This window comes from Rhodohalobacter sp. 614A, from assembly GCF_021462415.1.
Lineage (GTDB): Bacteria > Bacteroidota > Rhodothermia > Balneolales > Balneolaceae > Rhodohalobacter.
In genome coordinates this window covers 118,405-142,653 of sequence record NZ_JAKEDS010000001.1, presented here as the reverse complement: position 1 = coordinate 142,653, position 24,249 = coordinate 118,405, and the positions used below count along the sequence as shown (strand labels likewise).

General features: G+C 43.2%; 16 protein-coding genes. 13 read left to right on the top strand and 3 right to left on the bottom strand.

The window, feature by feature from the left end; genetic code table 11:
• The first annotated feature begins 5 nt into the window (after nt 1-5).
• Genes L0B18_RS00500 through L0B18_RS00490 form a run of 3 tightly spaced genes read left to right on the top strand, consistent with a single transcriptional unit; the run spans nt 6 to nt 2,938 of the window.
• A complete protein-coding gene (locus L0B18_RS00500; RefSeq protein WP_234567137.1) occupies nt 6-635 on the top strand; it encodes a thioredoxin family protein in 630 nt (209 codons plus the stop codon).
• A 9-nt stretch (nt 636-644) separates the two neighbouring features.
• Nucleotides 645-1,832: an aspartate aminotransferase family protein gene (locus tag L0B18_RS00495; protein ID WP_234567136.1), complete on the top strand. Its 1,188-nt coding sequence runs from the start codon at nt 645-647 to the stop codon at nt 1,830-1,832.
• 59 nt (nt 1,833-1,891) lie between these two features.
• On the top strand, nt 1,892-2,938 hold the full coding sequence (locus L0B18_RS00490; RefSeq protein WP_234567135.1) for a PA0069 family radical SAM protein: 1,047 nt from the start codon (nt 1,892-1,894) through the stop codon (nt 2,936-2,938).
• 243 nt (nt 2,939-3,181) lie between these two features.
• Here the strand turns inward: L0B18_RS00490 and L0B18_RS00485 are convergent, their stop codons facing one another.
• A complete protein-coding gene (locus tag L0B18_RS00485) occupies nt 3,182-3,628 on the bottom strand; it encodes a helix-turn-helix domain-containing protein (RefSeq protein WP_234567133.1) in 447 nt (148 codons plus the stop codon).
• A gap of 357 nt (nt 3,629-3,985) precedes the next feature.
• Here L0B18_RS00485 and L0B18_RS00480 point away from each other — a divergent pair, with 357 nt between their 5' ends.
• The 4 genes from L0B18_RS00480 to trmB all read left to right on the top strand — a co-directional run bounded on the left by L0B18_RS00480 (nt 3,986) and on the right by trmB (nt 12,046).
• Nucleotides 3,986-9,505: an invasin domain 3-containing protein gene (locus tag L0B18_RS00480; protein ID WP_234567132.1), complete on the top strand. Its 5,520-nt coding sequence runs from the start codon at nt 3,986-3,988 to the stop codon at nt 9,503-9,505.
• A 26-nt stretch (nt 9,506-9,531) separates the two neighbouring features.
• The gene (gene porV / locus L0B18_RS00475) at nt 9,532-10,626 is read left to right on the top strand and encodes a type IX secretion system outer membrane channel protein PorV (RefSeq protein ID WP_234567131.1); all 1,095 of its coding nucleotides are present in this window, start codon (nt 9,532-9,534) and stop codon (nt 10,624-10,626) included.
• A gap of 161 nt (nt 10,627-10,787) precedes the next feature.
• Complete coding sequence (locus tag L0B18_RS00470; protein WP_234567130.1) at nt 10,788-11,366, top strand: thioredoxin family protein; 579 nt, start codon at nt 10,788-10,790, stop codon at nt 11,364-11,366.
• A gap of 14 nt (nt 11,367-11,380) precedes the next feature.
• A complete protein-coding gene (gene trmB / locus L0B18_RS00465) occupies nt 11,381-12,046 on the top strand; it encodes a tRNA (guanosine(46)-N7)-methyltransferase TrmB (RefSeq protein ID WP_234567129.1) in 666 nt (221 codons plus the stop codon).
• 32 nt (nt 12,047-12,078) lie between these two features.
• Here trmB and L0B18_RS00460 read toward each other — a convergent pair whose 3' ends face one another.
• Nucleotides 12,079-13,545: an alpha-L-fucosidase gene (locus tag L0B18_RS00460; RefSeq protein ID WP_234567128.1), complete on the bottom strand. Its 1,467-nt coding sequence runs from the start codon at nt 13,543-13,545 to the stop codon at nt 12,079-12,081.
• A 171-nt stretch (nt 13,546-13,716) separates the two neighbouring features.
• Here L0B18_RS00460 and L0B18_RS00455 point away from each other — a divergent pair, with 171 nt between their 5' ends.
• Complete coding sequence (locus L0B18_RS00455) at nt 13,717-14,304, top strand: TetR/AcrR family transcriptional regulator (protein WP_234567127.1); 588 nt, start codon at nt 13,717-13,719, stop codon at nt 14,302-14,304.
• 12 nt (nt 14,305-14,316) lie between these two features.
• A complete protein-coding gene (locus tag L0B18_RS00450) occupies nt 14,317-16,815 on the top strand; it encodes an acyl-CoA dehydrogenase (RefSeq protein WP_234567126.1) in 2,499 nt (832 codons plus the stop codon).
• 65 nt (nt 16,816-16,880) lie between these two features.
• On the opposite strand, the gene proC is transcribed toward L0B18_RS00450, so the two are convergent.
• Complete coding sequence (gene proC, locus L0B18_RS00445) at nt 16,881-17,690, bottom strand: pyrroline-5-carboxylate reductase (protein WP_234567125.1); 810 nt, start codon at nt 17,688-17,690, stop codon at nt 16,881-16,883.
• A gap of 313 nt (nt 17,691-18,003) precedes the next feature.
• Between proC and thrA the strand changes: the two genes are divergently transcribed.
• From thrA to L0B18_RS00425, 4 genes are all read left to right on the top strand, one after another.
• Nucleotides 18,004-20,478: a bifunctional aspartate kinase/homoserine dehydrogenase I gene (thrA, locus tag L0B18_RS00440; RefSeq protein WP_234567124.1), complete on the top strand. Its 2,475-nt coding sequence runs from the start codon at nt 18,004-18,006 to the stop codon at nt 20,476-20,478.
• A 127-nt stretch (nt 20,479-20,605) separates the two neighbouring features.
• The gene (locus L0B18_RS00435; RefSeq protein ID WP_234567123.1) at nt 20,606-21,553 is read left to right on the top strand and encodes a homoserine kinase; all 948 of its coding nucleotides are present in this window, start codon (nt 20,606-20,608) and stop codon (nt 21,551-21,553) included.
• A gap of 45 nt (nt 21,554-21,598) precedes the next feature.
• Nucleotides 21,599-22,909: a threonine synthase gene (gene thrC / locus L0B18_RS00430; RefSeq protein ID WP_234567122.1), complete on the top strand. Its 1,311-nt coding sequence runs from the start codon at nt 21,599-21,601 to the stop codon at nt 22,907-22,909.
• Between the two features lie 294 nt (nt 22,910-23,203).
• Nucleotides 23,204-24,211 carry a LacI family DNA-binding transcriptional regulator gene (locus tag L0B18_RS00425; protein ID WP_234567121.1) on the top strand — a complete coding sequence of 336 codons (1,008 nt, stop codon included), beginning with the start codon at nt 23,204-23,206 and terminating at the stop codon, nt 24,209-24,211.
• The last annotated feature ends 38 nt before the right edge of the window (nt 24,212-24,249 follow it).

Sequence of the window (24,249 nt, the reverse complement as noted above, 5' to 3'; positions counted from 1 at the left end):
AAAAAATGACAGGCGTAAAAACAGCTATTATCACAAGAGGCATTATTGAAAATGCCTACAATTATGAGGAGTACCGACAGTTTATCGATGATCTTCTAAAAAAAAACAGAACTACCGGCGAAAATCATTCTGAAAAAATGCTGCACTACACGAAAATGAATGTGCACAGAATGAAGAGGCTGGACAGGCAGACAGAACTCGTGGAAGAACTCGCCGAAAAATTGCAGAATATAAATAGGCCAATGATCTGGTTGATTTTAACCGAAGGCTGGTGTGGCGATGCAGCTCAAACAATACCCGTCATTCAAAAAATGGCCGATCAGACCAGAATGATTCAGACTCGCTACATTTTGAGAGATGAAAATCTTGAGATTATAGATCAATTTCTTACAAACGGCAGGGCGAGATCCATTCCAAAACTCATCTGTCTGGATTCACAAACTCTTGAGGTTTTGGGAGATTGGGGACCCCGTCCTGAAACGGCTCAACAACTTTTTATGAGTTTGCGGGATAATGAAGAATATTCATCACGGGAAAGAGCTGAACATCTTCATAAGTGGTACGCGGATGACAAAACTATCGCTGTTCAGAAGGAGTTTGTTTCGCTTATTGAAAAATGGTCCGACCAACACTAATTGAAAGGGATGTCTGAATCGAGCCAATCGTTTTACAATCATATTGCCCAAACCAGTGATGAACCGATGGGCCTCGAAATTGATCGGGCAGAAGGGCCTTTCATCTATACAACCAATGGCAACAAATATGTAGACCTGATTTCGGGAATCTCTGTCAGCAGTCTTGGTCATCGTCATCCCAATGTAATAAAAGCCATTCAGGCCCAGTTGGACAGGCATTTGCATGTGATGGTTTATGGAGAATTCATTCAGTCTCCACAAAGTAAATTCGCTCAGCTTCTTTGCGATCAGCTCCCGGCCACATTGGATCGCGTGTATTTTGTGAACAGTGGTACAGAGTCGGTTGAAGGCGCTTTGAAATTGGCAAAAAAATTCACCGGACGAAATAAATTCGTTGCTTTTCATAACAGCTATCATGGAGATACACACGGCTCGCTGAGTGTAACCGGAAGAAATGTGTATCGTGATCCATATCAGCCACTCCTGCCCAATGTTCATTTTCTTGATTTCAACTCTGATGACAAACTGGAAAGAATTGATGATACAACGGCAGCTGTAATTTTAGAACCCATACAGGGTGAGGGAGGAATCATTCCGGCCCAAAAAGAATGGCTGAAGAAGGTTAGAAAACGATGCGATGAAACCGGATCGCTCCTCATTTTTGACGAAATTCAAACCGGTTTTTTTCGAACGGGAAGCCTATTCGCTTTTCAATATTATGATGTTGTTCCTGACATTCTGTGCCTGGCAAAAGCAATGGCCGGTGGGATGCCGATGGGCGCTTTTGTCTCCTCATCAAAGATTTTTGAGGTTTTCAAAAAAGATCCGCCCCTGAATCATGTCACCACTTTTGGCGGACACCCGGTGAGTTGCGCAGCAGCTTATGCTAATCTTCAAACGTTGCTAAGCGATGATTTCCCTCAAAAAGCCTCAACAATTGAGCAGACAGCCCGGAAAATACTGAAAGGCACTGGAATTGTGGAAGTACGGGGACGTGGAGCGATGTTGGGTCTTCAACTCGAGAGTACTAATCTCACCCAAAAAGTAGTAGAAGATTGTTTTGATAAAGGGTTGATTCTTGGCTGGACGCTGCATTCAAGCACACTTATTCGAATTGCTCCACCTCTGATTATTGACAAAGATCTTCTTGAAGAATCATTTCAAATCATTTTGAAAGCTGTTCAAAAAATTATTTGAAAGGGTTTGACTCCCGATATTTTTACACATAAATTGCACATATAAAAATATATGCAAGTATGGAACCCATCAAAGGAAGGGGGAGTGCTCATAACCCCAAAAATCGATTTTTAGATACTCATTTAGAGTATGATGTAGATGAGGAAACCGGAGAACTCGAACGCCCGGATACTCAACTTCTGACCGATCATACCTCTGAAATTATCTCCACGAATAAAAGTCCGGATATCTCTTTTAATGTCAGTCTGAACCCATATCGTGGCTGCGAACATGGGTGTGTTTATTGCTATGCGCGTCCAACGCATGAATATCTGGGAATGAGTCCGGGGCTGGATTTTGAATCCAAAATCGTGGTGAAATACAATGCAGCAAAGCTCCTTCGCGAAAAACTGGCAAAGAAAAACTGGAAACCGCAAACATTGGTCATGAGCGGGGTGACCGATCCCTATCAACCCATTGAAAAGAAACTTCGGATTACAAGAGGTTGCATTGAAGTTTTGGCAGAATGTAATCACCCGTTGGTCATAATCACCAAAAATTACCAGGTGACAAGAGACATTGATTTGCTTTCGAAACTGGCAGAAAAGAACGCGGTGAAAGTTGTTGTATCGATTACTTCATTGGATAAAACCATAACCGACACCATGGAACCGCGAACCTCGCGGCCAAACCGGAGATTAAAAGCAGTGAGAGAATTATCCGAAGCAGGTATTCCGGTTCATGTGAATATCGCACCGCTAATTCCCGGATTAACGGATGACGAACTGGTTCCTATTATGGAAGCATCAGCAGAAGCTGGTGCAGAATCTGTTGCAATTGTCCCTTTGAGACTGCCTTTCGCCGTCAAGGATCTTTTTGTGAAATGGCTTGAGGATCATTATCCGGATCGGAAAAAGAAAGTTGTGAACCGAATTAAGGATATGAAAGATGGAAAGTTGAATCGCTACGAATTTGGAGAGAGGTTTCAGGTTGAAGGTCCTTATGCCGAGCAAATCAAACAACTCCTTCAAATACACACGAAACGTTTAGGGCTAAATCACGATATCTCTCCCCTCGAGGCCAAACATTTCAGACGTCCTCAAACAGATCAGCTTCGGCTTTTTTGATAAAAGTGAAGCCAGATGGTCAGTGGTGAATCCATTCAAAAAAATATTATGAAAGGAACGATAGAGAGTAGAATTCCCGTTAAATCTAAAAAATTATTTTTTTTTAATATTTTTTACACTTTCTTAGCAACTACGGTACGAGAATAAAACAGCTATTTATTTCAAGCAGTGGGAGTCAAGTTGGAGCTTGAAATTCTTGCTAAACAATTAATTAATTGTATATGGGTGACAAAGCTACGGAACCTAAGGTTTTTTCGAGACAGTCTCATCATGAAGCTCGTCTAATGCTTCATCGATGCTCTCTATTAATAACTCGAGCAGACGTCGCTTCACTTCGGGGCGTAAGGGTCGATTTTTTAAAAAATCTGAAAACTGTGTTACTTCAGAGAGTATCTGAGCTTCCTGAGGAGTAAGATTTGCAAAATTTGGAAGAGAAGGAGTTTTACTTTCATTAGTTAGACTTTTGGAAGCGGCCAGCATTTCACCCTTTCCGAAGTAAAACCAATTTTCATTAAAATCGGATCCATATTCTTTAAAAATTTTATCGAGATAAGAAATGGGAATGTCAGCGTCCGTTTGTTCATACCTGTTCTGTGTTGATTGACTGACACCTCCAGTCTCACCAAATTCAGATTGGCTCACCCTTAAATATTTCCGCATTTCGCGGAGTCTGGAATTTAGACTACCCATATATAACTATGCCGATGCATTTTTATTTGCCGGCATTCATTTTTGATTGTTTGCGAAGGTCCAATTAAAAGCAAAAAGGAAAATAATGTAAAGCGTACTTATTTAATAAATGAAATTCTCTATTTAAGAATCAATAAAGCATTAAAATTAATATAGAGAATTATCCCATAAAGATCATTTCTGCTGATTTTTATCACCCAAAGGTTACTCGTCAACCCCTCTCTACACATTCATTTACGGGTAATTAGTTGGTTATATACCAATTTTACCCAAATATAGTTGTTTTTTATTTAAAAATGAATTTTATTAAAAATAAGCCATTCCACTTAGGCTTATTCCGCTAAATAAAAAGAGAAGATGATGAGAAAAAATACCACATTCATTTTTGGCCTCCTTTTGATATTCATTATTTCCGAAAACGCTGTATCTCAAACACGACAGGAAATAGTTAATATTGGTAATGACAATGAGACAACCGTCGCGGGTCCTTCTTATACCGGATTGATTTCAGTGAGCCTTTCCGGTGAGTATCAATTTGAAACTCTCTATTTGAGTGATGAAATAGACTTAACAACAGATGCAGAACTGACGGCAATCGAGTTCTATGTTACGGGTGGATTAAGCGTAGATTTATTAAATAACACTGAATTCTATTTAAAAACGACCAATCAGTCCAGTTTATCAGATGGAAATATTTCAAATCCGGAAGATGCCGGCTACACAGCAGTTGAAGGATCGTTTTCACAATTAGGTCTTAGTTTGGATGATGGAGATATCGTTCGGTTTGAACTGGATGATGGATTTCCGTTAGACCAGGGAGATAATTTGGCCATTCATACGAGAGGAGGGGCGTTGTTGGATGTAACTCTGGGAGAGAATTTTTATGCAACAAGTACGGGGAGCGACAATCTTACAAAAGCGAGTGATTTCTCTCTATTACCTATACCCGGATGGGGTGCAATGGAAACAACAAGTCTCCGTCCCAATGTTCGATTGGAATTTGAATCTGATTTTCAAGTAAGTGCAAGTAATTCTGTTATAACCGTTCAGCGTGACGAGCTTCCGGCAAACGGATCTTCAACTACACTGGTAAACTTGCAGGTACGCACCACAACCGGAGAAAATGTAAATAGTGGCGGCGATAACGTTCAGTTTTCAACAAGCAGGGGTTCGATAAATTCCGCCAATGACAATGGAGATGGTACGTACACAGCTACATTAACATCATCAAATTCTCCCGGAGAAGCTACGATCAGTGCTACTTTAAACGGATCTAATGTGGGCGATCAGGCATCAGTAGATTTTGTAGAGTCTCTTTCTCAACTCTACTGTACCGATCTTGAAAATGATGTGATACAAATCGGAACACCAACCAGTTCTTCTACTACGTCCTATGGTCCACTCTATAATAATTTGGTATCACTCACTCTCGGCACGTACCAGTTCGAAACAATTTTTCTTCAAAATGAGCTGGGAATCGATCAGCCTGGATTTCTAAATTCCATAGAGTTTTTTGTGACTGATGACATTAATGTTGAAGCTCTTGAAAATTTCCAGATCTATGTGAAAGAGACTTCACAGGACGATCTTTCTGATGGATATGTAGAACTGGACGGATATACTTTTGTCGGTGGAAACGGTGCCCTTGCCAATGTTACGCTAAGCGGCCAGGGTAGATTGCGGATCGAATTTGAAACGCCGTTTTACTATTCAGGAAATGGAAACATCGCCATCCATACACGATATGTCGTGTTGGCCGATGTAAATGTTGGGGGCGATTTTAATTATGACAGCGCAGATAATGATCTCACCAAAGCCAGTGATGATTTTTTAAATATTTTGGGAATTACTGCCGGTCTCACTCCACCGGAAAGAACGAGCCAAAGACCTGTTGTAAGTTTTGATTTTGATCTAATGACCTCTCCGAGCCTTTCTGAATCAACACTTTCGGCTGATCCCAATTCAATCCCGGCGAATGGAAGTAGTATGTCTGCGATAACATCGATTATCCGAAAAAGTGACGGATCAGTTTGTGTACTTGAGGCGGGCACACCTGAATTTGAAACAAATGCCGGAAGTTTAGGAGGGGTTACCGATGAAGGAGATGGAGAATATACAATTCCGCTGACCTCTTCCACTACACCCGAAATTGCCACAGTGCAAGCACTTTTAGCGGGTAATTATATAGATGATGAAGCCGAAGTAGAATTCTTTCAGGATACATTTCCGCCAAGCCCGTCATTTACCATAATCCAGGCCAATCCTGGTAGCATTGCTGCCGATGGCACAAGTACATCAGAAATAACCGTTACGCTTCGCGATGAAAATGATGATCCGGTAACAAATGGTGGTTTTGAGGTTAATCTGTCTGTCACAATGGGATCTTTAGGTGAGGTGATTGACAATGGTGATGGAACTTATACGGCCACGTTAACCTCGTCCACAACTCCGGGCGTAGCAGAAATTAGTGGAACTCTTGATGGAGATTCAATCGACGATACAGCCGAAGTTGAGTTTACCGTTTTGCCGCCAAGTGCTGCATTTACTACGATTACTGCAAGCCCGAATGAAATTTTAGCCGATGGTTCCAGTACATCGAATATTACAGTTACTCTTAGAAATTCAAATGATGATCCGGTCAGCTCAGGCGGGTTTACCGTAAATCTATCCACAACTGCAGGATCATTAAGTGAAGTGACAGATAATGGAGATGGAACCTATTCCGCAATACTTACTTCTTCAACCAATGAAGAAACAGCAATTATAAGCGGATCATTGGAGGGAGAAGAGATTGATGATACGGCCGAGGTAACATTTCAGGAAGAGATCCAGGAGCCAGATCCACAATTTACGCAAATAGAAGTTAATCCTGACGAACTTCCTGCTGATGGTGAATCCCAGGCAATGGTTACGGTTACCCTTCGGGATGAAAATGACGACCCGGTTTCAGCCGGTGGATATTGTTCGAACGTTGACATTTCTACCACTGGTGGTTCATTGGGAGATGTAATAGATAATGGGGATGGTACCTGCACATTGCCTTTGACCGCCGCAAATGATCCCGGAATGGCTGAAATTACCGGAACATACAACGGCGATAATATTGAAGATTCAGCAAGTATTGAATTCACAGCTCTGCCACCAAGCGCGGAATTCACCACGATTGCTGCCAGCCCACAAAATATTATGGCGGATGGGGCAAGCACTTCCGATATAACCGTAACTCTTCGCAATGAAAATGATGAACCTGTCAATGAAGGAGGTTTTACTGTAACCTTATCAACTACCGCCGGCTCGCTCAGTAGTGTAACCGACAATGAAGACGGGACTTATTCGGCAATTCTGACTTCCTCAACAAATGAGGAGACAGCTACAATTAGTGGCTCGCTGGAAGGGGAGGATATTGAAGATACAGCCCAGGTAAATTTTAAGGCAGAAATATTGGAACCCAGTCCGCAGTTTACAGAGATAAATGTAAACCCGAATGAATTGCCGGCCGATGGCGAGTCTCAAGCCACGGTTACAGTATTTCTCAAAGATGAGAATGATGATCCAATTACAGATGGCGGATATTGTGAACGTGTGGAGGTATCAACAACAGATGGAATTTTAGGGGAAATCTCTGATAACGGCGATGGAACTTGCACTCTGCCGTTAACATCAGGGGAGGAACCCGGAACGGCGGAAATTTCAGGACAAATTGACGGCGAAGACATTGAAGATACTGCAGTTATCAACTTTACAGCATTGCCACCGAGCGCGGAATTTACCAGAATTACCGCCAGTCCAAACAATATTGTGGCCGATGGTTCCAGTACATCTGATATCACGGTTACACTCCGCAATGAAAATGATGAACCTGTTGAAATCGGTGGGTTTGAGGTCAATCTGTCGACAGATGCAGGTTCGTTGAGCGGAGTAACTGATAATGGAGATGGAACCTATTCGGCAATTCTCACCTCCTCAATCAATGAAGAAAAAGCTACGATTACTGGTTCATTGGAAGGAGATGACATTGAAGATACAGCAGAAGTAAATTTTGTGGCTGAACTTCAGGAGCCAAGCGCGGAATTTACAGAGATCGAAGCAGATCCTGAGGAAATTCCTGCCGATGGAGAATCTGAATCCACAATTACGATCACCCTGCGAGATGAAAATGACGATCCGATCACAGAAGGCGGTTACTGCGATCTTGTCGATATTTCTGCAAGTGCCGGCATGCTGGATGAGATTGTTGACAATGGTGACGGAACCTGTGCGCTCATTTTAACATCGGACGACGAGGCCGGTACAGCACAAATCGGCGGTACAATAAATGGCGATACTATTGGCGACACAGCCGAGGTTGAATTTACAGAACTTCAACCCAGCATTACTTTTACCACTATTCAGGCCAAACCGAATAAAATCCTGGCAGACGGGAGCAGCACATCCACAATTACGGTCACCCTTCGGGATGAAAATGACAACCGTATCACAAATGGCGGAGTCAATGTAGATCTGACAACCACAGCCGGTTCTTTAAGCGGTATAACCGATAACGGTGATGGCACTTTTACAGCGATGCTAACATCATCTATCGATGAAGAAACCGCAATTGTCAGGGGAACCCTGGAAGGGGATGATATTAATGATACGGCCGAGGTTCAGTTTGTTTTAGAAGTGCTGCCGCCTGATGGAGAATTTACCACAATTATCGCCAATCCCGTAAGCATTAAAGCAAACGGTGAAAGTACATCAACCATTACCGTAATTCTTCGGGATGAAAATGATGAGCCTGTGGGCCAGGGAGGATACAATGTTACGCTTTCCACAACGGCCGGACTGCTTGGTGAGATTATTGATGAAGGAGACGGCACGTATACCGCTATTCTTACGTCCGAAAACCGGATTGCAACAGCAACAATTTCAGGCATGGCTGAAGGAGAGAATATTGATGATACTGCAACCGTCGATTTTGTCCAGGAAGTTTTACCACCCGATGCGGCATTCACGTTAATAACGGCAGAACCCACCCAGATAGCAGCCGATGGCGAGAGTACTTCTCAAATTCAGGTAACTTTAAAAAACAGGGATGATGAACCCGTTGGGGAAGGCGGATTTGATGTAAATCTCACAACAAATGCAGGAACGCTGAGCAACGTGATTGATAATGGAGATGGTACTTATAAAGCTGTTCTGACTTCCTCCACCATAGTTGAAACAGCAACAATATCGGGTACCCTGCAAGAACAAAATATTGATGATACCGCTTCAGTCGAATTTATTTTTGATGAAACTGAGCCCCATCCGGATTTTATTGTCATCCGAGCAGAACCCAGTGAAATACCCGCAGACGGGGTTTCAACAGCGAGAATAGTTGTTACAATGTACAACTCAAATGGAGAAATAGTCTCCGATGATATCAACAAAGAAAATCTTGACCTCTCAACAACAATGGGAGATTTGGATGATGAAATTCGTGAGGGAAACAACGATGGAGTCTATTGGACAGAAATAGTTGCTCCTGAAAACCCGGGTATGGCAATGGTTACAGCCACCTTTAATGATGAGCAAGTGGATGATCACGCTACGGTACGCTTTATTGCACTGGAGGAGTTTGCTTGCAGTGTGGAAAGTGTTTATCCCAATCCGTTTCTGAATAATGCCACGTTTCGTATCACATCTCCGGCTGCCGGAAAAGCCAGGCTGGACCTATTCAATATTCTGGGTAAAAAAGTCTCTACAATTCTTGATGAGGAAGTCACCGCAGGTGAACATGATTTTATGATGGATGGCTCTCATCTCTCAAGTGGAGTGTACATATATCGATATCAGTGTCCGTGTACGGATTGTGAACCAATTTCCGGCCAGGTTACCCACATGGGGCGTGATTAAAATTCAAAGTCCAGATCCTCAAAATTATGAAAACAAAAAAAATCCATATTGTATTATTGTTTGTAGTTCTGTTTGCACCAGTATCCGTAACAGCGCAGATCGGTATTACGGCTGTTCCATTTCTTCAAATAGAGCCCGACTCCCGTGCGGCAGGCATGGGGAATACCGGGGTTGCCATTGCGGATAATGCATCGGCTGTTTTTTGGAACCCGGCGGGACTGGCCTTTCAAAACCAGAACCAGATTAGCGTAACTCATGCAAATTGGCTTCCCGCATTTAATGTAGACCTTTTTTACGATTACCTGGCGGGTACTTATCATATAGAAGATATTGGCACTTTTGGAGCCCATATTACCTACCTGAATTTAGGTGAACAGATTCGGACAGACGAAACAGGATTTGATCGCGGCAGATTTCGAAGCTTTGAAGTCAGCGGAGGTATTTCATATGGGTTGAAAATATCCGATAGATTTTCGTTGGGGACGGGTGTAAGGTTCATCTATAGTTCGCTGGCAGATGGAAGTGTGAGCGGACAGGATATTAATCCGGGTGCAAGTGTGGGAGTGGATCTTTCTGCACTCTATAAAAGCAATCCAATCATGTGGGGAGAAAGAGAATCCAACATCAGTGTCGGTATCAATCTGTCCAATTTTGGGCCGGGAATTCAGTACACCGACAATACCCAAACCGATCCATTACCAACAGCTTTGAGGATCGGTTGGGCCTATACAATGGATCTGGATAAACAAGGGAAAAATACTCTCACATTTTCGAATGATATTTCAAAAATTTTGGCCCGGCGTGATGCGGCAAGCTCTTTTGAGGCGCTTTATAAAAGCTGGAATGCATACGATCGATTTAACGGAAAAGAAACAATAACCGTCAGTTTTGGCGAACAGTTGATGTATGGTTTTGGAGCAGAATATTGGTACAACAATCTGTTTTCTCTGCGAAGTGGTTATTATTATGAGCATCCCAAAAACGGGAATCGCGAGTTTTTAACCCTCGGGGCGGGCATCCGGTATAAATTGTTCGGTGTGGATTTCAGTTACCTCTACACGTTTGAAGAAGATCATCCCCTTGCCAATACAATTCGCTTAAGTTTACTTATCAATATTTAGGAAAAGAATTTTCTTTTCCGGATTTCGACGGTATGGAATAGTTGTTGATTTTAAGCTTACAAGCCTCATGAAAATTCTTATTTTCAGATGGTTTGAATGAGATGGTTGTACACTTTGTTGTACGTATCAAATCAACAAGAAAATAAAAACAGATTTTTGATATGGCTGTTGAATCAACAATGCTCGAACTGGGAACAAAAGCTCCGGATTTTATGCTTCATGATGTGGTTTCCGGAAGAACCTATTCACGCGACTCTTATAAGGGAAATAAAGGATTGCTGGTGATGTTTATTTGCAATCACTGCCCCTATGTAAAGCTCATCAAAGAACATTTTGTGAAGTATGCTTCCGATTACATGCCGAAGGGAATTGGAGTCGTAGCTATCAGTTCCAACGATGTAGAAAGTTATCCCGAAGATGGACCGGAAAAAATGATGGAAGACGCCGAAAAATTTGGCTACCCGTTTCCATACCTGTACGATAAAGACCAGGATGCCGCACACGCTTACAAAGCTGCATGTACACCTGATTTATTTTTATTTGATGAAAATCTTGAACTTTTCTACAGGGGACAATTTGATAGCGCCCGTCCCAAAAACGACACGGAACCAACCGGCGAGGACCTCCGAAATGCTACCGATCTGATGCTGGCAGGTGAACCCGCGCCCGAGAAGCAGATTCCCAGTATGGGTTGCAATATCAAATGGAAAAAAGGGAATGAACCGGCCTGGTACGGGTAGATTTTTCAATCCAGATGGGGAATAAAAATAAGCTCAAGCGCTTTGAAGACATTGCTCGTTTTGAGAATGTTTTTGAATACACTGACTTCGGGGACAAGCCAACGCCAAAGGGAAAATGGCACAAAGAGATTTTCGAAAATGAAAATCCAATCGTTCTTGAGTTAGCCTGTGGTAAAGCCGAATACACGATTTATCTGGCAGAGAAAAATCCGGATAAAAATTATATAGGGATTGACCTCAAGGGTAATCGTATATGGAAAGGTGCAAGTTATGCCCTGCAGAATGGGATGAATCACGTCCGGTTCATACGAATGTTGATCGATCACCTGCCCGATTATTTTGAAAAAGGAGAAGTTGATGAAATATGGATTACATTTCCCGACCCTCATCTTCGGGAATCGCGTTCCAGGCAACGCCTGACATCCCCGAAATTTCTGAATATTTACAGGAAACTTTTAAACCCCGGCAGCTCTATTCACCTGAAAACCGATTCCGACCTGCTTTATGAGTTTACTCTCGAAACGATTAAAGAGGAGCGATGCGAAATCATCAAAAAAGTAGATGATATCTACAAAGAGGAACCGGGGAATGAACTTTTGACTCATCAGACGTTTTATGAAAAAAAGCATTTAAAGGCCGGAAAAACGATTCATTACATTGCATTTCGTTTGAGTGAATGAGGGCTTGTTACTTCGAAATGAGTTGATGAAGATTAGTACACCTCCACATTTGAAACAATGGGGCTGGCTTTGGAATCATTGATATTGATCCGTATTCGGTTTGTGGTAACAGGCCCGACATCCAGAATTCGTTTGTAACCCATTGTGGTTGCTTCTGCAATGTTTTGCCATTCATCGTTTTGCCAGACATCCACCGAAAATGAGCGGATGCGCTGTCCCAGCCGGATATATTCCTGAAGCACTACGTAGCTGATCTCTTTTTCATCTCCCAAATCAATCTCTAAAACACCGGTTGGAATTCCATTTCCCGTGGTCCAGTAGGTTTCATGATCGTCATCGGTAATATGGTTGGGGTGATAAATATCGAATTCGCCCCGATAGGAGTCGGCTGTGACTTCAGCCCCGGCAGCAATATTTGTACTGAATGTTTCATCCAGCATGGTTCTCCATTCCTTTAGTGCAGCTACATCATTTTCATGAAGCAGGCCGCGTCTGTCCGGAGGAATATTCAGAAGAAGCGTTGATCCGCGGCCAACCGATGTCATATAAATTTCGAAAAGCTTTTCGGGTGATTTTACTTCATCATCTTCTTCCGGATGATAGAACCATCCCGGCCGGATGGACACGTCTACTTCGGCAGGAATCCATTTTGTACCATCTTCAGAACCGGTTGCAAGTAAATCGTTAATTCCGGCTTGCCCGGCATAGAGTGTATCATTGTTGATGGTATTCCAATTGGTTTCGGCTACAACGCCATGTTCATTCCCAACCCAGCGGATGTCCGGTCCGGCATCACTGAAAAACAGAACTTTAGGTTCCGGTTGTAATTCACGAACAAAATCAATGGTAGTGGGCCAGTCGTAATACGTCTGTCGGTCAATGGTTCGGGTTTCGTTGGCGCCTCCGTAATAACCATCGCCGCCATTGGCTCCATCAAACCACATTTCAAAAACAGGACCATAGTCGGTAAAAATTTCTTCAAGCTGATTCCTGTAATAATCAATGTAGGAAGGGTCGCCGTAATCGGCATGATTTCTGTCCCATGGGGAGAGATAAACACCAAATTTTAAACCATGCTCCCTCGCCGCTTCCGATACTTCTTTTACGATATCCCCATTCCCATTTTTGTACGGACTATTCGCTACATCATGCTCAGTATATTCACTCGGCCAGAGGCAAAAACCATCATGGTGTTTCGCTGTCAGAATCACGCCTTTAAATCCCGCTTCTTTCAAAGTTGTCATCCATTGATCCACATCAAGCTCCGTTGGATTGAAAATCGACGGACTTTCATCACCATATCCCCATTCCTTATTTGTAAATGTGTTGGTTGTAAAGTGAAGAAAGGCAATCATTTCCATTTCATGCCAGTCCATTTGAGCGGCCGAGGGAATCGGCATTACAGGTTCAGGCGGAGCTATTTCGTTGACTTCGGAACCACATGAAATGAAAATAGTTTGAATGAGAAGGAGGGTTAAAATCAGGTGAATATTTTTCATTGGAGCGGATAAGAGTGGATGTTAGTTCAGACTCTTCCAAGGTAATAGTTTTGAGCTATTTTTAGAAAAGTGTAAAAACATCTGGAAGCAAGCAGAAACCCAATTATTGACATTGAGTACAATTTTAATAATTTATGAGAGTTAACTTAACACTGTTAACCTAATCCGATTATGTCTCTGCGAAATCAAATACTTGAAGTAAGCCGCGATCTCTTGATCCAACATGGATTTGGCAAATTAACGATGAGGAATATTGCCAAACGGGCTGATGTAACCGCAACAAGCATCTATCTCCATTTTGAAAATAAAGATGATCTTTTGCTTTCTCTTATTGATCAAAGCATTGAGCATTTGAAGGGACAACTGATTCGCGAAATCGATTCCTCAAAGGGACTCATACCACAGCTTGAAGATCTCGCCCGGGCCTATGTGCGGTTTGCACTTGAACATCCGCAGGAGTACGAAATAATCTATATGGTTCGCCCGGAAGAGATGCCGCAATATCCCAAAGAAAAATTTCAGCAAATCAGAAGTGCGTACGAGCTGTTGGGCCAGATTATTGAACAGGGAAAACAGGAAGAGTTGATTGAAGTTGAAAATTCCATGATTAGTGCATACACCCTATGGGCACAATTACATGGCATTGTTTCGGTCATTCTCAGTAAGAGGCTGGACACAAGAATACCTCAAAAGGAATTTATTGATCAGGCTATTGAGCACATCATCCAGGGATTTATCATTCAGAAAACACCCGCATAACAGGAGAACATTATGGAAACTTTCTTGGAGCAACTCGCATTTTTTGACGGACTATCCGGCTGGATTGCCTGGGGATCCATCATTTTAATCGGTTTGATTTTTGGATATACCGGGGCGCCGTTATGGCTCTGGGCAGGGGCAGGTTTAGCTGCTTTAACCGGACTTGGCGCGCCCGTTTGGCTGCTGGCGGTGTATGTGGTGCTGGCACTGATTTTTAATATCAAACCGATTCGCAAAGCGGTGCTTTCAGGCCCGTTGATGTCACTTCTCGACAAACTGAATATTTTGCCAAAAATTTCTGAAACGGAGCAAACCGCTATTGATGCCGGAACCGTTTGGGTGGAAGGAGATCTCTTTTCCGGAAAGCCGGATCTGAAAAAACTGAGCCGGGAAGAGTATCCGGAATTGACCGAAAAGGAACGGGCTTTTATGGATGGCCCGGTTGAGAAATTATGTTCGATGGTTTCTGACTGGGATGTTTTCCAGCGCCGCGATTTTGATAAACAAACATGGGAGTATTTTAAAAAAGAACGCTTCTTCGGATTGGTCGTACCTGAGAAGTATGGAGGGCACGGTTTTTCAGCTAATGCCCACAGCTTGATCGTTGCCAAACTTGCTTCGCGCTGCGGACCCCTTGCAACAACCGTAATGGTTCCGAATTCTCTTGGTCCGGCTGAATTGTTGATGCACTACGGAACGGAAGATCAGAAAAATCACTATCTCCCGAGGCTTGCCAAAGCTGAAGAGATTCCATGTTTTGCGTTGACCGAACCAAATGCTGGCTCGGATGCCGGTTCCATGCAAAGTCGGGGTGAAGTGTTCAAAGGTGAAGATGGCGAACTCTACCTCAAACTGAATTGGGAGAAACGGTACATTACACTTGCCGCCATTTCTACGGTTATCGGGTTAGCTTTCAAATTGTACGACCCTGAGAATTTACTTGGAAAAGGCGAAGAATTGGGAATTACCTGTGCACTTATCCCGAGTGACACAGACGGTGTGGTTCTTGGAAAACGTCATGATCCGCTTGGAATTCCGTTCTACAACTGTCCGATTCGAGGAAAAGATGTCATCGTGCCGGTTAGTGCAATCATTGGCGGAAAAGAAGGTGCGGGAAACGGTTGGCGTATGTTAATGGAATCACTTGCCGTTGGCCGTGGTATTTCGCTTCCCGCACAATCCGTTGGAGGAGCCAAAACGGCAACCCGTGCAATCGGAGCCTATGCAGCCATTCGTCAGCAGTTTGGGCTTAATATTGGCCGGTTTGAGGGAATCGAAGAACCGATGGCTAGAATTGGTGGCTACACATATTTGCTGGATGCTGCCCGAACCTACATTTGCGGAGCGTTAGATAAAGGAGCCAAACCCGCAGTGGTAACAGCCATCGCCAAATACAATTTTACTGAATTGGGCCGGGAAATCGTGAACGATGCGATGGACATCGTGGGCGGATCCGGAATTTCCCGCGGGCCAAGAAATATTTTTGCTCACTCCTATACGGCTATGCCGATTGCAATAACCGTAGAGGGTGCAAATATTCTTACCCGAACTCTCATGATCTTTGGGCAGGGAGCGATTCGAAGTCATCCTTATGCGTTCAATGAAATTGAGGCGCTGATGAATAAAGACGTAAAAAAATTCGATGAGAATTTCTGGAATCACATTGGTCATGCAATCCAAAATATGATTCGGTCCGTGCTTCTCAGCGTAACCCGAGGACGTCTGGCGAGCTCCCCGACAGGAGGCCCTGCTTCAAGGTATTACAAGAAACTGGCTTGGTCTTCTGCAACATTTGCATTTATGGCAGATATGGCTCTGGCATCATATGGTGGTGCTCTTAAGATGAAAGAGAAACTTTCCGGCAGATACGCAGATGTTCTGAGCTGGATGCTATTGGCTGTAGCCACCTTGCGCCGATATGAAGCAGAGGGAAAAAAAGAAGAAGATCAGATCTATTTCGAATGGGCAATGGAAGAGGCCTTTTTACGGATTCAGACTGCATTTGACGAGATCTACTCTGAAATCGATGCACCCGGACTGAGTTGGTTGTTCCGTGGCCCGGTAGCACTGTGGTCACGCATCAACCGAATAGGGAAGAAACCTTCGGATGAACTGGGACATAAAGTAGCCCAGGCCATGCAGACCCGGGGTGAACAGCGAGACCGGATCACAAAAGACATTTACATTCCTGCCGGTCGGGATCAGGCAATAGGGAAGTATGAACACGCCCTTGAAATGGTCGAAAAATCCTTCCCGGTATACAAGAAGTTGTATAAAGCGACCAAAGCAAGGGAGCTTGAAAAGAAACACGTTCTTAAACAACTCGATGCAGCTCTTGAGAAAAATATCATAACTCAGGATGAAGCCGAACTGGTTCGAAAGACCGAAGAAGCAAGATATGATGCAATCCTGGTCGACGAATTCACGTTAGAGGAATATAAGAGAAGTGCAGTAGAGCCGAAGAAAGATGCCGGTTTGAAAAGTCCGGATAAAAAAACGGTTCTTCTGTAGAGATTTTTTAAGAGTTCCCAATCCCAACCCACAGGTCCGTTTGACTGTGGGTTTTTTTTATGGGTCTAATAAAGCTTCTCAGCTTTCTCTGCGGAAGTCAGAATTCCTTTAATCATGGCCGAACTGAAACCGCCGTGCTCCATCTGGTTCAGGCCGGAAATAGTACAACCTTTCGGCGTGGTTACACGATCAATTTCGTACTCAGGGTGATTTTTCATGGCTCCTAAAAGTGAAGCTGCACCTTTCGCAGTTTGCGCCGCCATCGTGATGGATTCATTGGAGTGAAACCCGATCTCAATTCCTCCCTGAGAAGCGGCACGAATGGCCCGCAAAAAGAAAGCAATTCCGCATGCACAAAGAGCCGTAGCCGAAGACATTTGTTCTTCCCGGATTTCCAGTGTTACTCCAACTGTGTCGAAGATAGCTTTGGTAGTTTCGATGGGACCGGAATCTTTGGATTCAGAACAGATGCAGGTCATCGATTCCCGGATGGCAATAGCTGTGTTTGGCATTGCCCGCACTACAGCAACTCCTTCAGGTACATTTTTTTGGATGTCTTTGATTTTCGCTCCTGACACAACGGAGACTAAAAGATGTTTTTCTGCATCGAGGGCAGGTGCAATTTCTTTCAGAATACCATCCAGTTGATGGGGTTCCACACAGGCTATGATGACATCAGAATGTTTAACAGCTTCAATATTATCTGACGTAACCAGATATCCTTTTTCTGCATATTCGTTGAGTTTATCCGTACGCCGTCGTGTAAGATACATTTGGCTTGGCTTGAAAATTTCGGACGCAGTCAATCCGTTTGCAATTGAGCATCCAATATTACCGGCGCCTAAAATGGTGGCTTTTTTTTCACTAAAATCCATGGCGAAAATTTATTTATAGTTCGAGCAATGAGTATTTCGACAGTACATTTCAACAAAAAAAGAACTGCCAATGTCATGGTTTACAGGAACCAACTAAAGCAATACAGGTTCAATCTACAACCGTTGTGCAAAAAAAACAGCGCAAAAAAACTGGAAGCGCTTTTGTAACTTTGATTGGTGAAAATCAAAAAAATCTTGTAGACGGCGGCACGAATAGCTAAAATTAAGGTTCTCAATATTTAGAGAATATTTTGTGAAAAACGTTTTTTGATGCTGTTTTTCTGAACAATTTGCTTAATTGATAACCATTTACATGAGGATTTTAAAATTTGGCGGGAGCTCCGTAGGATCACCGGATGCTTTGCGCCGGGTCATCTCCATTGTTGAATCCAAACAAAAAGACCGGCGGCTGGTCGTTGTTGTATCCGCCTTGCGTGGAATTACCGATCAATTGATTGAAACGGCGAGTTTGGCATCTTCCGGGGATGAACGCTTTCAGGATTTGCTGCAGCAGATCGACAAGAGACATATCGATACCATTAATGATTTGTTTCCCGCCAGCAAAAGAAGCGAGGTGATTACTTCCTTTAAATTACTGTTTAATGAGCTGGAAGATGTTCTGCAGGGAGTTTGGCTGATCCGGGAACTTACTCTGAAAACCCTCGATTTTGTTGTAGGATTTGGAGAGCGTTTTTCCGCTCAGATTTTGGCATCCGCTCTGCAAAACCAGGCAATATCTTCACTTTATACGGATGCGAGGAACCTGATTAAGACCGACAATAATTTTGGTGCAGCTCGGGTTTTAACGGATCAGACTTATCAAAACATTCAGAATTACCTGGAAGAGAATGATGAGAGTGTAATTGTTGCAACCGGATTTATTTCATCAACACTCAATGAGGAGTCCACAACTTTAGGGCGGGGTGGCTCTGACTATACGGCGTCTATTTTTGGTGCTGCACTCAATGCCGAGGTTATTGAAATCTGGACAGACGTGGATGGTTTGATGACAGCAGATCCACGAAAGGTAAAGAATGCCTTTTCCGTAGAATTTGCTTCATATGAAGAAGCAATGGAGCTCTCTCATTTCGGAGCAAAAGTTATTTATCCGCCCACTATTCAGCCGGCGCTTAAATCTGAGATTCCAATTGTAATTAAAAATACCTTCAAGCCCGAGCATCCCGGCACTCAAATCAAAAAAGAAGTAAAGGAAAAGGGCGGGATTATACGGGGTTTATCATCCATCGAAAATGTGTCTTTAATAACGATTAAAGGCAGCGGGATGATTGGCGTTACAGGTGTTGCTTCTCGAATTTTTGGAGCAATGGCCAAGGTAAGTATCAATATTATTTTGATTACGCAGTCATCGTCCGAACACACGATTACAGTAGCCGTGTTGCCCGGGGATGCAGAAATTGCCAAAAAATCTATTTCCGATGAATTTTCAGAGGAATTCAAGAAAGAAATTCTCGACGAAATCCGGGTTGAAAATGATCTTTCCATCGTGGCGGTGGTAGGAGATAATATGCGCCAAATTCCCGGAATTGCCGGGCGGGTTTTTAACGCTCTTGGCAGAAATGGGATCAATATTGTGGCCATTGCGCAGGGATCATCCGAAAGAAATATTTCTTTTGTGATTGACCGAAAGAATGAGAAAAAAGCGATGAACACTCTTCATGACGCTTTTTTCCTGGCTGGGGTGAAGACGATGAACATCTTCCTCGTGGGTGTTGGCCTGATTGGAAGCACGCTTCTGAAAATGTTGAGTGATCATGCGCAGGAACTCTATAACGAGTACCAGATCGATGTGAATATTAAAGGGCTCGCGAACAGTAAAAAAATGTTGCTGAGTGAAGAATCGATTTCACTTTCTGACTGGGAAACACATCTGCAGCAAGACGGCCGTGATACAGATTTAGAAGAGTTTGTGGATGTGATGAGGCTCATGAATCTTCCCAATAGCATTTTTGTGGATTGTACTGCCAGTCCGGAGTTGAAGGCTTTTTATAATAATATTCTCTCCGAAAGTATTTCGGTTGTTACTCCCAACAAATTGGCAAATTCAACGAGTCAGGAGTTGTTTGATCAGCTCCACGAAACCGCCAAACTGCACAATTGTGCATACCGTTACGAAACCAATGTAGGGGCCGGTTTGCCGGTTATCGGAACCATCAACGAAATGGTAACCACGGGTGATCACATTCATAAAATTGAAGGAGTACTTTCGGGAACATTAAGCTATCTCTTTAATAGTTTTGATGATTCGGTCGGATTCAGCGATCTCGTGAAGAAAGCGAAAGAAATGGGATATACGGAGCCGGATCCCCGGGAAGATCTAAACGGGTTTGATGTGGGAAGAAAGCTGCTCATTTTGGCACGGGTAGCCGGTTATCAACTTGACTTTGATGACATTGACGTACAAAATCTTGTTCCCGAAGAAGCCCGCGATGCCAAGGATATTGACGAATTTTTTGAGAAGCTGAAAGAGTTTGATTCCGAGTTTGAAGCCATGTGGAAAGAGGCGGCAGACGAAGGAAAAAAATTGTGCTATATTGCACGTTTTGAAAATGGAGAAGCCGAAGTAAAGCTGGAAACCATTGCTTCCGATCATCCTTTTTATAATCTGTCCGGCAGTGATAATATCCTGGCAATTTACTCCTCACACTATGATGTAAATCCGTTGGTGGTGAAAGGCCCCGGAGCCGGCGCAAATGTAACGGCTGCCGGAATTATCGCCGATATTTTGCGGGTGGCTAATACCAAAGCGTACAGTAATGCAGGGTTTTGAGTAGCAGAAGTACAAGATAACGGTCATTGCGAACGGAGTGAAGTAATCTCCAAGTTTGGGGTTTGTCACGATTTCCATCGGACGGATCCTTCACAATGACAAGTAAATTTTATATCAATCAAATTCGATGTCCAAAACCAAATCAAAAAAAATCAAAGCTTTCGCCCCGGCAACGGTTGCAAATGTTGCCTGTGGGTTCGATGTGCTTGGTTTTGCCATTCACGGTCTTGGCGATTATGTGACGGCTTCCTTTTCTGATGAACCCGGATTGCGGATTACTTCCATTAACGGTGATGAAGGACGACTGCCCAAAGAAGCGGAAAAAAATACGGCCGGACTTGCCGTTCTTTCACTTTTGGAAAAAGTAGATGAAGCCAAGAAAACAGGAATTGAACTACAGATTGAGAAAAAAATGCCGTTGGGAAGCGGACTCGGTTCAAGTGCAGCAAGTTCTGCTGCTGCGGTTGTAGCGGTAAATGAGTTACTGGGAAATCCTTTTACTACAAATGAGCTTTTACCTTTTGCGGTTCAGGGGGAATTGGCGGCCAGCGGAACGGCTCATGCCGATAATGTGGCGGCAGCTTTGATTGGCGGATTCATCCTCGTTAAAACCCACAATCCTCCGGATGTAATTTCCCTCAACACTCCCGAAAAATTACACTGTACGGTCATTCATCCCGGAATTGAGATTCAGACCAAAAACAGCCGGAAGATTCTTAGAAAACAGGTTTCGCTGGAAAAAGCTGTGACCCAATGGGGGAACCTGGGGTCACTGGTAGCCGGATTATATACAAATGATTATGATCTGATCGGTCGCTCTTTACATGATGAAATTATCGAGCCTGTTCGCGCAGTGCTCATTCCCGGATTTTCCGAAATGCAGCAAGCTGCTCTTGATCATGGCGCTCTTGGATGTAGCATTTCCGGCTCGGGCCCTTCATTGTTCGCCTTGAGCACATCACAAGAACAAGCAGAAGAAATTGGAAAAGCGATGGGTGTCGTTCTGCAAAGTATTGGCCTGGAATACGACCTTCACATCTCCAAAATTAATACGGCCGGAGCCTCAATTGTGTAGAGTTGAGCACTAAAATCTGTATCCTGAAATTTGCATTCCTGCAGTATGAAATTTATAAGCACCAATAAAAAATCTGAACCGGTTTCCTTTCTCGAAGCGATGCGAAAAGGGTTAGCGCCTGACAGCGGACTCTATATGCCGGAGGAGATTCCTGTCTTGCCTGATTCTTTTTGGTCATCTGTTGGCGATTTGAGTTTTCATGAGATCGCCTTTGAAATGGCAAAACCATATTTGAAAGATGAATTGTCGGATGCTGAGCTTCAGTCCGTTATCGACGATACATTCAATTTTCCGGTTCCGGTCAAATCATTGGCAGATCATCATTTTGTGCTTGAACTCTATCACGGGCCCACACTTGCATTTAAGGATTTTGGCGCGCGTTTTATGGCTCGCCTCTTTTCGGAAAAGGCCCGAAAGGAACAGCAGGAGGTAACTATTTTAGTCGCCACTTCCGGAGATACCGGAAGTGCGGTAGCTCATGGATTTTACAAGGTGAACGGCGTAAATGTTTGCCTGCTTTATCCCAAAGGAAAAGTGAGCAAACTCCAGGAACAGCAGATGGCAGCACTCGGGGAAAATGTTACGGCTCTTGAAGTTGACGGCGTTTTTGATGATTGCCAATCCCTTGTGAAACAGGCATTTACAGATGAGGAGCTGAATGATGGAATGCAGTTGAGCTCTGCGAATTCCATCAACATTGCAAGACTTTTACCTCAATCATTTTACTATGCGTTTGCTTTGGCTGAACTTCAGAAGAAAGGAATCGGTCAACCGGTATTTTCCGTGCCAAGTGGTAATTTTGGGAACCTGACCGGCGGACTTCTCGCCATGAAAATGGGAATGCCGGTGCAACATTTCCTGGCGGCGACAAATGTAAATGATGTTGTACCCGAATATCTGAACGGAAATCAGTTTAAAGTCCGGGATTCCATTCAAACCATTTCCAATGCGATGGATGTTGGGAATCCAAGTAATTTCGCACGAATCCAGCATCTTTTTGATTACTCGGATTCAGCTATTCGAAATCATTTGACCGGATATTCGTACAACGATGAGCAAACTCGCGAAACCATTCGCGAAGTGTTTGAAGAAGAGGGATATCTGCTCTGTCCGCATACGGCTATTGGCTACCGTGCGGCAAAAGAATATCAAAAGGAGAAAGGAGAAAATGTTCCCCTGGTGACGCTGGCCACGGCCCACCCGGTAAAATTCAGAGATGTGATTGAACCGGAAATCAACAATCGAATTGAGATTCCTGAAAGATTGAAAGTCTGGCTTGAGAGAGAGAAGAAATCTGTTCCGATTCACAAAGAGTTCAAATCATTCAAATCATTTTTACTCGCTGAATTTAGATAAATTGTTTGTTTTATTAGACTTGCTTTGCTTTCAGTTTAGGGGAGTAATCGTTGATTTTTCGAGTCTCTGCTGTTAGTTGTAACTCATTTTAATTCATGCCGATAACCGAAAACTGGACAGCGATTCCTGGGTTACTGCGATTGATTCAAAATGTAACAAATATGTAATCGGTTACATTATTTTTTCTTATACTTAGAGTTGTCTGCAGCCAATAGGTTTATGCGACTTAGGCTTGGAAAAGCACTGGAAAGCAGAAGTGAATATTGTAATTATCAACCAAGAAGAGTTTAAAAAATGTCGGTAAAAGAAATTGCAAAGGCTGCGGGTGTTTCAACTGCAACCGTTTCCCGGGTGTTGAATGGATCCGATAAAGTCAGGAAATCAACGGCTAAACGCGTAATGAAAGTAGTTGATGAAATGAACTACAGGATGAATCATGTTGCCAGGAGAATGAAAGTGAAACAGACCGATTCGCTGGTAATAGGACTCGTGATCACGGATATTGATAACCCGTTCTTTTCAAGTATTGCCAAAGGTGTGGAGGATGTGGCATCGAAGAATAAGCTGGTGACGATGATTTGTAACACCAATGAAAACCCGGAGAAGGAGAGATTCTTTTTGAATGCCATGTTGTCTGAGAAAGTATCAGGGGTCATTATTGTCCCTACAACCGGGAATTTAGATTTTTTCAAGGAGTTGGTTGACGATGGTTTTCCGATGGTAATGGTAGACAGAAAGCTAAAGGGCTTGAAAATTGATTCAGTATCCTTGAATAATAAAAAAGGAGCCTACGAAGCAGTAAATCGGCTTATCCAGAATGGACACCGCCGCATTGGAGTTGTAGCCGGTATTAAAGGACTCAGCAATACACAGGAACGGCTTTTCGGATACAGGGAGGCGTTAAAAGAATCGGGAATCGAAGTGGACAACGATCTGATTTTTTATGGCGATTATATAGAAGCCGGGGGAAGAATGGCCATCGAGAAATTTATGAGCTTGAAAAATCCTCCAACAGCTGTATTCTCAACCAATAACTTGATGACTCTTGGATGTGTTAAAGAGATTTATAGGCAAGAATTAACGATTCCTGATGATCTAGCTATTATTGCATTTGATGATTCCGTGTGGTCAGAGGCTCTGATTCCTCCATTAACAACAGTAAAACAGCCTGGCTTTGAATTGGGAGTAAATGCTGCAGAACTGTTAATAAAACGCTTAAGCAATGGGGATTCAAATCGGGTGGACGTTGTTTTAAATCCGGAATTGGTTATCCGTGGATCATGTGGGAGTAATGTGGGTTAATCGAACTAAAAAAATCCTAAAAAATAGATATTCTGGTA

Coding starts and splice junctions, on each gene's coding strand:
- L0B18_RS00495 (WP_234567136.1), top strand. CDS start 645: ATGTCTGAATCGAGCCAATCGTTTTACAATCATATTGCCCAAACCAGT.
- L0B18_RS00480 (WP_234567132.1), top strand. CDS start 3,986: ATGATGAGAAAAAATACCACATTCATTTTTGGCCTCCTTTTGATATTC.
- L0B18_RS00435 (WP_234567123.1), top strand. CDS start 20,606: ATGTCCAAAACCAAATCAAAAAAAATCAAAGCTTTCGCCCCGGCAACG.
- thrA (WP_234567124.1), top strand. CDS start 18,004: ATGAGGATTTTAAAATTTGGCGGGAGCTCCGTAGGATCACCGGATGCT.
- trmB (WP_234567129.1), top strand. CDS start 11,381: ATGGGGAATAAAAATAAGCTCAAGCGCTTTGAAGACATTGCTCGTTTT.
- L0B18_RS00470 (WP_234567130.1), top strand. CDS start 10,788: ATGGCTGTTGAATCAACAATGCTCGAACTGGGAACAAAAGCTCCGGAT.
- thrC (WP_234567122.1), top strand. CDS start 21,599: ATGAAATTTATAAGCACCAATAAAAAATCTGAACCGGTTTCCTTTCTC.
- L0B18_RS00425 (WP_234567121.1), top strand. CDS start 23,204: ATGTCGGTAAAAGAAATTGCAAAGGCTGCGGGTGTTTCAACTGCAACC.
- L0B18_RS00450 (WP_234567126.1), top strand. CDS start 14,317: ATGGAAACTTTCTTGGAGCAACTCGCATTTTTTGACGGACTATCCGGC.
- proC (WP_234567125.1), bottom strand. CDS start 17,690: ATGGATTTTAGTGAAAAAAAAGCCACCATTTTAGGCGCCGGTAATATT.
- L0B18_RS00500 (WP_234567137.1), top strand. CDS start 6: ATGACAGGCGTAAAAACAGCTATTATCACAAGAGGCATTATTGAAAAT.
- L0B18_RS00485 (WP_234567133.1), bottom strand. CDS start 3,628: ATGGGTAGTCTAAATTCCAGACTCCGCGAAATGCGGAAATATTTAAGG.
- L0B18_RS00460 (WP_234567128.1), bottom strand. CDS start 13,545: ATGAAAAATATTCACCTGATTTTAACCCTCCTTCTCATTCAAACTATT.
- porV (WP_234567131.1), top strand. CDS start 9,532: ATGAAAACAAAAAAAATCCATATTGTATTATTGTTTGTAGTTCTGTTT.
- L0B18_RS00455 (WP_234567127.1), top strand. CDS start 13,717: ATGTCTCTGCGAAATCAAATACTTGAAGTAAGCCGCGATCTCTTGATC.
- L0B18_RS00490 (WP_234567135.1), top strand. CDS start 1,892: ATGGAACCCATCAAAGGAAGGGGGAGTGCTCATAACCCCAAAAATCGA.